Origin of the sequence: Stappia sp. 28M-7 (assembly GCF_014252955.1) — a bacterium.
Lineage (GTDB): Bacteria > Pseudomonadota > Alphaproteobacteria > Rhizobiales > Stappiaceae > Stappia.
On record NZ_JACMIA010000001.1, the window covers coordinates 695,104 to 707,641 of the forward strand.

13 protein-coding genes are annotated in these 12,538 nt (G+C 65.4%); 12 read left to right on the forward strand and 1 reads right to left on the reverse strand.

What is annotated here, in order from left to right:
* Nucleotides 1–130 precede the first annotated feature (130 nt).
* Nucleotides 131–874 carry a GntR family transcriptional regulator gene (locus H7H34_RS03170; protein WP_185924230.1) on the forward strand — a complete coding sequence of 248 codons (744 nt, stop codon included), beginning with the start codon at nucleotides 131–133 and terminating at the stop codon, nucleotides 872–874.
* 20 nt (nucleotides 875–894) lie between these two features.
* On the forward strand, nucleotides 895–1,509 hold the full coding sequence (locus H7H34_RS03175) for a glutathione S-transferase (RefSeq protein WP_185924231.1): 615 nt from the start codon (nucleotides 895–897) through the stop codon (nucleotides 1,507–1,509).
* Between the two features lie 134 nt (nucleotides 1,510–1,643).
* Here the strand turns inward: H7H34_RS03175 and H7H34_RS03180 are convergent, their stop codons facing one another.
* Nucleotides 1,644–2,291, reverse strand: coding sequence for a LysE family translocator (locus H7H34_RS03180; RefSeq protein ID WP_185924232.1), 648 nt, complete (start codon nucleotides 2,289–2,291; stop codon nucleotides 1,644–1,646).
* A 463-nt stretch (nucleotides 2,292–2,754) separates the two neighbouring features.
* On the opposite strand from H7H34_RS03180, the gene H7H34_RS03185 reads away from it, so the two are divergent.
* The 10 genes from H7H34_RS03185 to H7H34_RS03230 all read left to right on the forward strand — a co-directional run bounded on the left by H7H34_RS03185 (nucleotide 2,755) and on the right by H7H34_RS03230 (nucleotide 12,426).
* Complete coding sequence (locus H7H34_RS03185; RefSeq protein WP_245164955.1) at nucleotides 2,755–3,732, forward strand: acyl-CoA desaturase; 978 nt, start codon at nucleotides 2,755–2,757, stop codon at nucleotides 3,730–3,732.
* 33 nt (nucleotides 3,733–3,765) lie between these two features.
* Entirely contained in the window at nucleotides 3,766–4,053 is a 288-nt protein-coding gene (locus H7H34_RS03190; RefSeq protein WP_185924233.1) for an acyl carrier protein, read from the forward strand.
* Between the two features lie 11 nt (nucleotides 4,054–4,064).
* Complete coding sequence (locus tag H7H34_RS03195; protein ID WP_067220263.1) at nucleotides 4,065–4,952, forward strand: SAM-dependent methyltransferase; 888 nt, start codon at nucleotides 4,065–4,067, stop codon at nucleotides 4,950–4,952.
* 143 nt (nucleotides 4,953–5,095) lie between these two features.
* On the forward strand, nucleotides 5,096–6,388 hold the full coding sequence (locus tag H7H34_RS03200; RefSeq protein ID WP_185924234.1) for a cytochrome P450: 1,293 nt from the start codon (nucleotides 5,096–5,098) through the stop codon (nucleotides 6,386–6,388).
* Nucleotides 6,385–7,215, forward strand: a complete 831-nt coding sequence (locus tag H7H34_RS03205) for a thioesterase II family protein (protein WP_185924235.1) — start codon at nucleotides 6,385–6,387, stop codon at nucleotides 7,213–7,215. Before H7H34_RS03200 ends, H7H34_RS03205 begins: the two co-directional genes overlap by 4 nt.
* Nucleotides 7,191–8,990, forward strand: a complete 1,800-nt coding sequence (locus H7H34_RS03210; protein ID WP_185924236.1) for a fatty acyl-AMP ligase — start codon at nucleotides 7,191–7,193, stop codon at nucleotides 8,988–8,990. Before H7H34_RS03205 ends, H7H34_RS03210 begins: the two co-directional genes overlap by 25 nt.
* A gap of 76 nt (nucleotides 8,991–9,066) precedes the next feature.
* Nucleotides 9,067–9,492 (forward strand): PaaI family thioesterase, encoded by a 426-nt coding sequence (locus H7H34_RS03215; protein ID WP_067220273.1) that lies wholly within the window; start codon nucleotides 9,067–9,069, stop codon nucleotides 9,490–9,492.
* 39 nt (nucleotides 9,493–9,531) lie between these two features.
* Nucleotides 9,532–10,557 carry a TauD/TfdA family dioxygenase gene (locus H7H34_RS03220; RefSeq protein WP_185924237.1) on the forward strand — a complete coding sequence of 342 codons (1,026 nt, stop codon included), beginning with the start codon at nucleotides 9,532–9,534 and terminating at the stop codon, nucleotides 10,555–10,557.
* A gap of 64 nt (nucleotides 10,558–10,621) precedes the next feature.
* Nucleotides 10,622–11,431: a class II aldolase/adducin family protein gene (locus H7H34_RS03225; protein WP_120268507.1), complete on the forward strand. Its 810-nt coding sequence runs from the start codon at nucleotides 10,622–10,624 to the stop codon at nucleotides 11,429–11,431.
* 92 nt (nucleotides 11,432–11,523) lie between these two features.
* Complete coding sequence (locus tag H7H34_RS03230; RefSeq protein ID WP_371811347.1) at nucleotides 11,524–12,426, forward strand: Pnap_2097 family protein; 903 nt, start codon at nucleotides 11,524–11,526, stop codon at nucleotides 12,424–12,426.
* The last annotated feature ends 112 nt before the right edge of the window (nucleotides 12,427–12,538 follow it).

The following is a 12,538-nucleotide window of genomic DNA, read 5'->3' on the forward strand; positions in this document are numbered from 1 at the left end:
TTATTTGATCGGAAGGATTGGATACATTCTAACGTCTGTCAATGGCATTTCTGCGGTATTGTGATTGTTTTGGATAAATTCCTGAGCAAGCCAGCTTGTCAGCCCGCCAGAAACAGGTCATTTTGGATCCATGACATCGCTCGATCAGGTTTCGGCAAACACAGCCGACGTCACCAGCGCAGATGCTGCGGCAACCGCCATCCGCGAGATGATCCTGGAAGGCAGGTTTGCTCCCGGCGAACGGCTGCATCAGGACCAGCTTGCGGAAATTCTTGGCGTTTCGCGCACGCCCTTGCGCACCGCGCTGGCCCGGCTGGCCCAGGACGGGCTGATCGACTACGAACCCAATCGGGGCTATCGGATTCGCCGCTTCCTGGTCACCGACATCCGCCAGGCCTTCACCGTCCGGGCGAACCTGGAAGGGCTGGCGTGCCGGCTGGCGGCGGAGGCGGGATTGAGCCAGGGGCAGCTGGCCCGCATGGAGGCGCTGGTCGACGAGGGCGATGCGATCCTGTCCGTCGGGCGTCTCGACCCGGATCAGCTGCCGGCCTATCGGCGCATGAACGTGGAGTTTCACGAGACCATCATCGGTGCGGCCGGAAACCGATGGATCGGCCGCTTCGTGCACCAGTCGCACAACGTGCCGCTCGTCTCCGACCGCGTGATCCTGTGGGATGATTTCGAGGTTATCCACCGCTCCCATGACGACCATCGCCGCATTCTCAAGGCGCTGGGCGACAGGGACGGCACGCGGGCGCAGAACCTGATGAGCGAACATGTCATATTCGCCGGCCAGCTGCTCGCCGACCGGCTGGAGGCCGACCCGGAGGCGGCGCTGCGCCAGGCGAGCCAGGCACAGGCCGGACATTTCTGAAAACCCACTGGAGATTGTTGATGAAGCTCTTCTTTTCCTCCGCCTCGCCCTATGTGCGCAAGGTCATGGTCGTCGCTCACGAGAAGGGGGTGGTCGACAAGATCGAACTGCTCGGCTCAGCGGCAAACCCGGTCAATCGCGACCAGACCATCGTTGCCAAGAACCCGTCCGGCAAGGTGCCGACCATGCTGCTGGACGACGGGTCCGCGATCTATGACAGCCGGGTGATCTGCGCCTATGTGGATGCCCAGGCCGCTTCGCCGGTCCTGGTCCCGGCCGAAGGCAACGAGCGCTTTGCGGTGATGACGCTGGAGGCGCTCGCCGACTCGATCCTCGATGCGGCGCTGCTGGCCCGCTACGAGAAGATCATGCGGCCCGAAGCGCTCTATTGGGCCGACTGGCATCGCGGCCAGATGGAGAAGATCGACAGCGGCCTCGATGCGCTGGAGACGACCTGGCTGTCGCACCTGGAAGGACCGCTGTCGATGGGATCGATCGCGGCGGCCTGCACTCTCGGCTATCTCGACTTCCGTTTCCCCGACAAGGATTGGCGCAGCGCCCATCCGGGCATCGCGGCCTGGTTCAAGACGGTCTCGGAGCGCCCGTCGATGAAGGCGACCATGCCGAAGGGCTGATCCCTCTGGCCCGCCGCTGGCGTGGCTGTCCATGGTGATGAAGAAAGGGGCGCGGATCGCAAGGGTCCGCGCCCTTTTTCGTCGGTGCGTAGCGGCCGCTATCTAAAGTGTGCCGGTTGGCGGGGGCGGCAGGCTCAGGTCTTCAAGCTGTCGAGGATCAGCCACAGGCCGGACAGGCCATAGACGGCGGCCAGCGCATAGCGGAAGCCGGTCGAGTTGGCGACCTCCTCGCGTTTCAGCACGCGAGAGGAAAACAGCAGCACATAGGCCGAGAAGATGCACAGGCCCAGGACGAGGCAACCCAGCACGATCACCAGCGGGGCGTACCAGGGCGAACCGGGCCGCACTCCTGCGGTGATGATCAGGATCCAGCCGACGCTCGCCTTGGGGTTGAGGATCTGGATCAGGAAGCCGCGCCGGAAATGGCCGGCAAGCCCCGCGATGCCTTTGGCCTGCGGCGTCTCCGGCCCACCGGCCGGCCCCGTTGACGGTTTCCAGTGGCGGAAGGTCTTCCAGGCCAGCCACACGAGGTAGCCGCCGCCGGCAAGTCCGACCGCCATCATTGCCGCCGGCATGGCGACCAGCACCGACGAGAGGCCGAAGGCGGCGAGCAGGGCCCAGGTCTGTCCGGCGGCCATCACGCCGGCCATGACCGCAAACCCGGACGGACGGCCCTGCCGGATCGCCGTCGTGGCGATCGTCATGTTGCCCAGGCCCGGACTGGCTGCCCCCACGATGTAGATGAGAAACGCCGAGATCATGTTGGCTTCGTCGTAAGTCATGACCGGCAGGGACTTTCGGGACGGAGGGAGGTAGGCGGCGCTTCCTTTACAGGCTCGCCGACAGGTAATGCAAGTTTTGATTGCATGAGTTCATTTGCTCGCGCGGTGGTTCATGTTTGCCGATTTCTCTTCTTGCAGCGTGATGCGCGCGCGCCTCGACGATTAACGTCAAAACACTTCTTTGGAAGCAAGAAGAAATCAATATCGTTACAAATTACAATGATGCTGAATTTTCGTAAATAACAATCCTTCGAGCTCTTTGTAATCGTCTTCATATTTGAAGGGACCCACGTCATATATTTAAAGAATTTCGGCATCAAAAGGCGCGCTGTTAGCCTGATCAAGTGATAAATAGAGTTTTTTCGTCCTAGCGCGATGTATTTTTCGCGAAAAATACTTCGTGCAAAGAGGTCATCCGACGGTCCGTTCCGGCGACTTGCGGGCTGCGATTGGAGGAAGAGTCATGCTGAACAGAGGCGACCAGATCGCTCATCAGATGTTCCAGGAGGCGCAACTGCCAGGGCAGCCGCGCCAGAAGGTCATCGACAGTCCGCACCTGCACAAGATGCAGAGGATGCACTTTTTCCTGTTCGATGTGCTGCCGATTCTCGGCACTGCCTGCGCGATCGTGTTGCTCTTCTTCCATCCGGTCACGTCCGTGGACCTGACGCTCTTCCTCGTCTTCTGGACACTGAGCGGTCTCGGTATCTCGATCGGCTATCACCGCCTTTTCACCCATCGCAGCTTCAAGGCCTCGGCGCCGGTCCGGGCGCTTCTCGGCATCTTCGGTTCGATGGCGGGGCAGGGCGGCGTGATCTCCTGGACGGCGATGCACCGGCGTCACCACGAGCTGGGCGACCAGGAGGGTGATCTGCACTCGCCGAACCTGCACGGCAGTGGTTTTTCAGGGAAGATCAAGGGCTTCATCCACGCGCACTTCACCTGGATGGTGGCGCATCCCTATCCCAACGTCGTCCATTACGCGCCGGACCTGCTCAAGGACCGCGTGATGATCTGGGTGAACCGCCACTACTATACCTGGATCATCCTCGGCCTGCTGATCCCGACCGTCATCGGCGGGCTGGTGAGCCAGTCCTGGATGGGCGCGCTGACGGGCTTCCTATGGGGCGGCATGGTGCGGATGTTCGTGGTCGAGCAGGGCATCTTCGCGCTCAACTCGCTCTGCCACCTGATCGGCCGGCGTCGCTTCGTGACCGACGATCAGAGCACCAACATCAGCTGGCTCGCGCCCTTCATCTTCGGCGAGTCCTGGCACCACAACCACCATGCCTTCCCCGGTTCGGCGTCCTTCGGGCTCGCCTGGTACCGCATCGATCCCGGTTACTGGGTCATCCGCTTGCTCGCTCTTTTCGGTCAGGCCTGGGACATCAAGGTCCCGTCGAAAGAGCAGATCAAGCGCCGGGAAATTCGCAGCGCCTGACCCGACGCACTTGCAGGAAGAGGAGGAGTTCCCATGGATCACGTTCAGATTGCGGAAAAGGTCGACGAGGCCGCCGTATTTGCCTGGCTCAAGACCTACATCTCCAACGTGCTCGGCATGGACCAGGCGTCCATCAAGGGCAGCGACGGCCTCGATTCCCTCGGTCTCGACTCCGCCCTGACCACTGCTCTGGCGATGGACCTGGAAACCTGGCTCGGCGTCGAAATCCCGCTCGCGATCCTGTTCGAGGCGGAAACGCTCGACAACATCGCCGCCGGCGTCGCCCGTGAGGCCGAGCGCCAGCACGCGACGGCAGGATGAGGGCAGATACCATGAAGACGGAACAGCCCGACTACGGCGGCTCAATGGCCGCGGTCCAGTACCACTACGATGTCAGCCGCGATTTCTACCGCCTGTGGCTCGACGAGTCGCTCACCTACTCCAGCGCCCTGTGGGAGGGCGAGGACGACACGCTGGCCGCCGCCCAGCAGCGCAAGATCGACCATCACCTGCGCGAAGCCCGGGCGGACAAGGCGGAATCCCTGCTCGACGTCGGGTGCGGCTGGGGCGCGCTGGTGCGCAAGGCCAGCAGCTATTCCGGCCTGAAGCGGATCGTCGGCCTGACGCTGAGCGAGGACCAGGCGGACAATGTGCGCAGTTTCGGCATCCCGCAGATCGAGGTGCGCCTCGAGAGCTGGACCCAGCACAAGCCGGACCGGCCCTATGACAGCATCATCTCGGTCGGCGCCTTCGAGCATTTCGCCAAGCCCGAGGACAGCCGCGAGGTGAAGATCGAGACCTATCGCGACTTCTTCGCCACCTGTTCCAAGTGGCTGACGCCGGGCGGACGCATGTCGCTGCAGACCTTCGTCTACGGCACCATGCGCAACGAGGAAGCCAGCCAGTTCATCAACGAGGAGATCTTCCCCGCCGCCGACCTGCCGCGGCTGGACGAGATCGCCGCGGCGGCGGACGGGGTGATGGAGGTGACCTATCTGGTCAACCACCGCCTGCACTACGCCCGCACCTATGATGCGTGGGCGCGCAACCTGCGCCGGCGTCGCGACGAGGCGGTGAAGCTGGTCGGCGAGACCGTCACCGAGCGCTACGAGCGCTATCTCAAGCAGACCTCCATCGGCTTCTACACGGGCAAGATCGGCCTGCTGCGTATTTCGCTGCGCCCGACCGATCGCCCGGTTTCCGAAACCTCGAGGATGTGAGTGGAGCCGGGTCGGCGCTTCTCGCCGGCCCGCCACCCGCATCGGAAACACTACCGGCGGCGCGTGCGCGTGCCGCCGGACGCCGAAGGCTTGCCGTCTTCTTGCCCGCCCAGCGACAGGGACCAGCAACAGGGAACCGTGCCATGACCGTCACCGCCCCAGCAGCAGAAACCCAGGCAGGCAGCGTTGCTGCCCGCGTGCCGGCCGGCCAGGACATCGTCTTCAACCCGCTCGATCCGGCGTTTCGTGCAGATCCCTATCCGGTCTATGCGCGCCTGCGCCGCGAGGCTCCGATCCTGCGCACCAAGGGCACGCTAATCCTGTCGCGCTATGAGGACGTGCTTGCCGTCATGCGCAGCCGCAAGTTCAGCGTCCGCCTGATCCCCGACACGGTGGTCAAGCAGGCCGCCCGTCTGCGGTTCGAGGACTACGGCCAGATGCTGCGCTTCCTGCAGACCTCCATCGTCTTCACCGACAATCCCGAGCACATGCGCCTGCGCCGGCTGGTCAACCAGGCCTATTCCAACGAGGCGATCAACGCTCTCCTGCCGGTGCTGACCGACCGGATCGAGCGCCTGCTCGCGGCCCATGCCGCCCGTGGCGGTTGCGACATCATGGCGGACGTCGCCGTGCCGCTGCCCATCGACATCCTGTGCGACTGGATGGCGGTGGATGACGAGGCCCGCCCCGGCATTGCCGAGAAGGTCCATGCGGTGCGCTACCTGCTCGACCCGGGCATGATGAACCGCTCCGCCTTCCAGAAGGCGGCAAGCAGCATGCGCGAGCTGACCGGCTATTTCGGCGAGCACGCCGCCCGCATCCGCAAGTCGGGCAAGGACACGATCATCGCGAGGCTCTGCGAGGCGCAGGTCGATGGCGCGGGCCTGACGGAGGAGGAGATCGCCTTCGCCTGCGTCATGTCTTTTGTCGCCGGGACCGAGACGACCCAGTGCCTCATCGGCAATCTCGTCGATGCCATCCTCGATCACCGCGAAAAGTTCGAGGCGCTGGGCGATGACCCGGCCTCGATCCGCTCCGCGATCGAGGAAGTCACCCGCTACGAGACGCCGCTGCAGTTCACCAAGCGCCTTGCCGTTGAGGATTGCACGGTCGGCGGCATCGACATCTCCGCCGGCGAGCAAATCCTGCTCTGCCTCGGCTCGGCCAATCGCGACGGCGAGGTCTTCGAGGCCCCCGACGAGCTGCGCTTCGACCGCAAGGGAACCGCTCATATCGGCTTCGGCTTCGGCATGCATTCCTGCCTCGGCGCACTGCTCGCCCGTGTCCAGGGCGATGCCTTCCTCAAGGTGCTGCTGAACGGCTACGGCGATTTCGAGCGCGTCGATCCCGAGCGCCGCTGGCAGGCCAACAGCCTGATCCTGCGCGGCCCTGAGCGGCTGGACATCCGCTTCTCCACGCAACGGGGGACAGCGTGAGCGCGAGGGCTGAAATCTTTGCCAGCGACCGCGCGCGGGCGGCGGTCGATCTCTACGTGTTCCACCATGCCGGTGGCAGCCGCCACTCGTTTGCGGCCTGGCAGTCGAAGTTTCCCGCGGAAGTCGCGCTGCACCGGGTGCAGCTTCCCGGCCGCACGGCGGAGACCTGCCACGTCCTGCCAAAATGGGCCGGTGCCCTGGTCCCCGGCCTTGTCCGCAACTTCCTGAAATCCCGCGCGGGATCCCGGCGGCCTTTCGTCTTCTACGGTCACAGCTTAGGTGCGCTGATCGCCTTCGAGCTGACCCGCTTCCTCCGGCTGATCGGCGAGGACATGCCCGCCGGCCTCGTCGTCGCCAGTCGCCGCGCGCCCCATTGCCAGCTCAGCCACGGCGAGCTGTTCAGCCTTCCCGATGATGAGCTGGTTGCCGCGCTCCATCGCCTTGGCGGCGTGCCGGAGCATATGCGCGGCAAGGAGGACTGGCTGCGTCAGGTGCTGCCCGTCATTCGCGCCGACCTGCAGCTGTCCGACATCTATCGCTATGCCGGCCAGCCGCCGCTCGACTGCCCGATGCTGGCGGTGAAGGGCTCCGACGATCCGATCATGTCGCTGCGCGAGCTCATCGAGTGGTCGGCCCACACCACCGGCAGTTTCACCTGCGGCGAGCTGCCGGGCGCGCATTTCTTCGATGCCGACGGGACGCGCCGCCTTGAGGCGATCCTCATCAGGACCCTGGCCCGCTGGGCCGAATTCGAACCCGCGGGCACGTCCGCCCGCCCCATGCCCCTTCCGGAGGAGAGACCATGCTGGACAAGAGCCGGGATCTGAGCAGCGTCAGCGTTCCCACCCTTTGGGGGCTCCTCGATTCCTACGCGGCCGCGCGGCCGGACGACCGGGCCTTCCTCTATCTCGGCCCGGAGAATGTCGAGCAGGAGGCGCTGACCTATGCCGAGCTGCACCGGCTGGCGCGCATCTACGGCCAGCGGCTGCGGCAGCACACACGCCCCGGCGACCGGGCGATCCTGATGTTCCCGACCGGCCTTGCCTTCGTCGTCGCCTTCTTCGCCTGCCATTTCGCCGGCGTCGTGCCGGTGCCGATGGTGCCTCTCAAGGGCTCGCGCCTGCGCAACACGGTGCATGCCATCGCCGAGAACGCGGCCGCTGCCGTCGTCTTCAGCAATCTCGACCAGGCTTCGCTCGTTCACGCCCAGCTGAGCCCGCTGCCGAGCTACCGGGACGCCACCTTCATTGCCATCGATCTCGATGAAGGCGGGCCTGCGCCGACCGCCGACCCGCATGAGGCGCTGCCGCACGAACTCGCCTTCATCCAGTACACGTCCGGCTCCACCTCGGTGCCGCGCGGCGTGATGGTCAGCCATGCCAATCTCGCCGCCAACCTGGAGATGATGGCCGAGGCCTTTGGCAACGACGACAATCCGACCTATGTCGGCTGGGCGCCGCTCTATCACGACATGGGGCTGATCGCGAACGTGCTGGAGCCCTTCTATCTCGGCACGTTCTGCATCCTGATGTCCCCCAATCTGTTCGCCCACCGGCCCTGGCTGTGGCCGAAGGCGATCAGCGATTATCGCGCGGTGGTCAGCGGCGGGCCGAACTACGCCTACGACCTGTGCATCGAGCGCCGCGACCTGATCATTGATGCCGGCCTCGACCTGTCGTCGTGGAAGCTTGCGTTCAACAGCGCCGAGCCGGTGCGCGCCGGCACCCTGCAGCGCTTCACCGAGGCCTTTTCCGGCATCGGCTTCCGTCCCGAGACTTTCTACCCCTGCTTCGGCATGGCGGAGGCGACGCTGCTGATCACCGGCGGCAGCCGGAGTGAGGTGCCGATCCTGCGGCCGGTGAGCCGGGTAGGGCTGGCGCGGGGCGCGGCCGTCGCACCGAGCGACGAGAAGGACGAGACGCAGGCGATCGGCTGCGGCAGGGCGCTACGCGACGAGACGCTGCGCATCGTCGATCCGGAGACCTTCGACGCCATGCCCGATGGCGAGATCGGCGAGATCTGGGTCGCCGGCCCGCATGTGCCGCTCGGATATTTCGACAATGAGGAGGTCTCGCAGCGCACCTTCCATGCCCGCATTGCCGGCGAGGAAGACGGCGAGCGCTATCTTCGCACCGGCGACCTCGGCTTCGTGCTGGAGGGCGAGCTCTATGTCACGGGCCGCCACAAGGACCTGATCATCGTCCGCGGCCACAACGTCTACCCGCAGGATATCGAATATGTGGCGGAGCGTGCCTGGCCGGGCCTGAAGAACAATTCCGGCGCAGCCTTCGCGGTCGAGGATCCCGACAGCGGCATTCAGACGCTGGTGCTCGCCCAGGAAGTGCGGATCGGCAACCGCCAGTCGATCGATATCGACGCGGCGACGCGGGCGATCCGCCAGGAGATCCTGCGCGAGGCCGATGTCACCTTCCACAAGATCATCCTGCTGGAGCCGGGCTCGATCCCCAAGACCTCGAGCGGCAAGATCCGCCGGGCCGAGACCCGCAAGCGCTACCTAGACGAGACGCTCGCGATCCTTGCCCGCCGGCCGTCCCAGGCTGCCGAGGCCGAACCGGCAAAGGCGGCGAGCGGCGACGACTGACCGAATGCGGACCGGGCCGGCAAGGCCCGTCCGGTCCGCGGATTTTTTGCAAACGTGACGAGGTGAAGACAGGTCCATGTCCGAGGAAAAACTGCCGGTTCTCTCGCGTGACGAGATTGGAGCAGTGATCGGCAAGACGCCTTTCGCGGTATGGGTCGGGGCGAGCCTCGATACCTATCGCTACGGCGAGGTGGAAATTAGCATTCCCATGCGCCGCGAGCTGACCCAGCATCACGGCTTCGGCCATGGCGCCATCATCGGGTTTCTGGCCGACAGCGCCTGCGCCTGGGCGGCCGCCTCCGTCGCCGGCGATGTCGTGACCTCCGAATACAAGCTCAACATGTTCGCTCCCGCCGTCGGCCAGACGCTGGTCGGCCACGGCCAGGTGCTCAATTACGGCGGGCGCCATGCCGTCTGCCGCGCCGATGTCTACGCCCTTTCGGGCACGCGCAAGAAGCTGGTGGCGACGGCGCTCGCCACGATCTTCCAGGTCAAGCCGTAAGGCCGGCCTTCCGACCCACCCCAACCAGGAGTTCGCGTCATGCAGCACGTTGAAAGCACTCTCGGTCCCGATGTCCCGATCGTGGTCTGGTCGCCGCGCGACGGCGCCCGTTTCAGCCTCGACGAGCTCGCCGCCTATCTTGCCGAGTCCAAGGACCGGATTTCCGCGCAGCTCGATGAAAACGGTGGCGTCCTGCTGCGCGGGTTCGACTGCGTTCACACGTCCAGCGACTACCAGAAGGTCCTCGACGTGGTCGCGCCCGATCTGATGGACTATGTCGGCGGCACCTCGCCGCGCAAGGTCGTCAACGGCCGGATCATGACCGCGACCGAGATCCCCGGGTCCTACTCGATCCCGCTGCACCAGGAAATGTCCTACACGGACAATTCGCCCGACCGCATCTCCTTCTTCTGCGAGCGGCCGCCGGAAGAGGGCGGGCAGACGACCATCGGCGACATGCGCGCGATCACCCGGGCCATCGACCCGAAGGTCCGCGAGCGCTTCGAGGTCCATGGCGGTGTGCAGCTCTGCCGCAACCTGCCGCTGCCGGAGAAGGTCGCCTCCCGGCCGGGCGTGCCCAAGACCTGGCACGAGGTTTTCGCTACCGACCGGCGCGAGGACGCCGAGAAGGTCGCCGCCAAGTCCGGCTGGCGCTACGAGTGGCTGGACGACGGATCGATGCAGCTGTGGCAGGAGGTGCGGCCCACCACCCGGCAGCACCCGCGCTCCGGCGACGATGTCTGGTTCAACCAGGTGCACATCTTCTCGCCCGTCTCCGCGCTGAAATGGGCCCGGCTCGACGGCCGCACCGAGGCCGCCGACCGGTTGGCCCGCGCGCTCGAGGAGGCGCCGCAGCTTCTCGACCACATGCGCTACGGCGACGGCACGGAGATCGCGGCCGAGGACGTGCTGCACATCTACGACGTGCTGCTGGAGAACGAGAAGCCGGTGCAGTGGCAGAAGGGCGACGTGCTCGTCCTCGACAACATCCTTGTCGCCCATGGCCGCAAGCGCTTCTCCGGCGACCGCAGCGTTCTGACCGCGCTGATCCAGCACGCCCACTGACCCTCGTGCCCAAGGCCCGGCGGCGCGCCCGCCGGGTCAAGCCCCATCCGAACGGGAGACAGCCATGCTGAAGACGGTTTCCAGCACAAAATCCGGCGAGGCGCAGGACGAGATGGCCGCCGAGGAGCGGCGCATGCGCGTCCAGCTTGCCGAGTTCTATCATCTCGTTGCCTATCTCGGCTGGACCGAGATGATCTTCAATCATATTTCCTTGCGTGTTCCGGGGCCCAACCGCCACTACCTCGTCAATCCCTTCGGGCTGCACTACGAGGAGATCACGCCGGACAATCTCGTGAAGGTCGACGTCGAGGGCAACCTGGTCGAGCCGTCGGACTATCCGGCCAACCGGACGGGCTTTGCCCTGCACGGGGCGATCCACGAGGCGCGCGACGACATCCACTGCATCGCCCACACGCACACGACGCCGATTTCCGCGATCGCGCTGAAGGAAGGCGGCTTCACCTATGACGACTTCTATGGTGCGCAGCTCTTCGGCCGCGTTGGCTACCACGCCTTCGAGGGCGTGACGGTCTTTGCCGACGAGCGTCCGCGCATGGTCGCCAGCCTTGGCGACAAGAACGTGCTGGTACTGCGCAACCACGGCATTGCGGTCGGCGAGCGCGACGTGCCGCGCACCTTCTGGCTGCTCTACAACGCGCAGCGCGCGGCCGAGATCCAGTGCCAGGCCGGCATGCTGCCCGGTGCCAATACCCCTCTCACCGACGAGGTGCGGCTCCGCAGCGCGGCGGCGGCCGAAGAGCTGGTCGCGGGCGATGCCTTCGCCGCCAAGCTCTTCGACGCGATGGTACGCAAGGTGCGCCGTGATCGTGGTCCGCTCTGGGCCAGGGATACCGGAACCGACCGGCTCGAATAGGCGGCGTCCCGCCGGCCTGCCGACCCCGAAATCGCGGAGGATCATGTCCCGTGACACTGCAAGAGAGAAACCGGTCCCGGTCCGGGCCAGGGGTGGCGTCCCACCGGGACCGCGCAACAGGCTGGGCAAGCACCCACCGGGTCCATCTCGGCATGCCGCATCTCGCCTTCAGCGGCCTGTCGGAGGCATGGCTGCTGAAGGAGCTGGGCCATCGCCACTGGATCCAGCTCGCGCGCATGGCGGAATACGACTTTCCCGACTTCTATGACGAGGCCGGGCACACGGTCTATGCCGCGTTCCGCTCCGTGCGGATCGAGGGCGCGCGCTTCGATCTGGCCAAGGAAAACGACACGCTGGTGATCCGCTCCAGCCTGTTCCGCCTGTCGCGCACCCAGGTGCAGAGCGAGCACCGGCTGAGCATCGGCGGTGCCCTGCTCGGTGTGGTGCGCATGGTCTCGGTCTTCGTTCACCGCAACGGCCAGACGTCGAACCGGTCGGTGGTCCGCGTCGAGATCCAGGGTCTGCCGCCGGTCTCCGAGGCCAGCAAGCCGAACCTGGCGAACGGCGGTGTCGACGGCACCTTGTGGGCCTGGGACGAGGGGGCGATCGTTGCCGCCGATCATCGGCCGCAACTGTTCTTCCCCTGTCCCTCGCAGGACTTCAACGGGGCTGGCTTTCTCTACTTCGCCAATGTCCCGGCCTTCGTGGACCGGGCGGAGTGGAACGTCGATCCGGACTTTGCGCGCAACGCCATCACCCGTTGGCGCAGCGTCGCCTATCACGCCAATATCGATCCCGGCGAAGCCATCTCCATCGAGCTCGTCGACTTCGAGCGGGACGACCTGTTGTGGCGGCACCGCTGCCGGGTGACCCGGGCAACTGACGGCAAGCACATGGCGGATGTCCTGAGCGTGCGCAGCCGCGTCGAAGTGGCCGGATCGCGGCGCGTGGCCGCCCGGCAGGAAGTCGGCTGCGCCGACCGGCCCGACTGTTGACCATCTGACGGGACAAGGGCAACCGGGCGAGGAGCGGCCAGGCGAACGGCGCGCTCGCCCGGCAGGGGGTCTTTGTTCCCATCCAGAAGTTGCATTTCCTGAAATATGGAGT

Coding starts and splice junctions, on each gene's coding strand:
- H7H34_RS03185 (WP_245164955.1), top strand. CDS start 2,755: ATGCTGAACAGAGGCGACCAGATCGCTCATCAGATGTTCCAGGAGGCG.
- H7H34_RS03220 (WP_185924237.1), top strand. CDS start 9,532: ATGCAGCACGTTGAAAGCACTCTCGGTCCCGATGTCCCGATCGTGGTC.
- H7H34_RS03225 (WP_120268507.1), top strand. CDS start 10,622: ATGCTGAAGACGGTTTCCAGCACAAAATCCGGCGAGGCGCAGGACGAG.
- H7H34_RS03180 (WP_185924232.1), bottom strand. CDS start 2,291: ATGACTTACGACGAAGCCAACATGATCTCGGCGTTTCTCATCTACATC.
- H7H34_RS03215 (WP_067220273.1), top strand. CDS start 9,067: ATGTCCGAGGAAAAACTGCCGGTTCTCTCGCGTGACGAGATTGGAGCA.
- H7H34_RS03170 (WP_185924230.1), top strand. CDS start 131: ATGACATCGCTCGATCAGGTTTCGGCAAACACAGCCGACGTCACCAGC.
- H7H34_RS03190 (WP_185924233.1), top strand. CDS start 3,766: ATGGATCACGTTCAGATTGCGGAAAAGGTCGACGAGGCCGCCGTATTT.
- H7H34_RS03200 (WP_185924234.1), top strand. CDS start 5,096: ATGACCGTCACCGCCCCAGCAGCAGAAACCCAGGCAGGCAGCGTTGCT.
- H7H34_RS03175 (WP_185924231.1), top strand. CDS start 895: ATGAAGCTCTTCTTTTCCTCCGCCTCGCCCTATGTGCGCAAGGTCATG.
- H7H34_RS03210 (WP_185924236.1), top strand. CDS start 7,191: ATGCTGGACAAGAGCCGGGATCTGAGCAGCGTCAGCGTTCCCACCCTT.
- H7H34_RS03195 (WP_067220263.1), top strand. CDS start 4,065: ATGAAGACGGAACAGCCCGACTACGGCGGCTCAATGGCCGCGGTCCAG.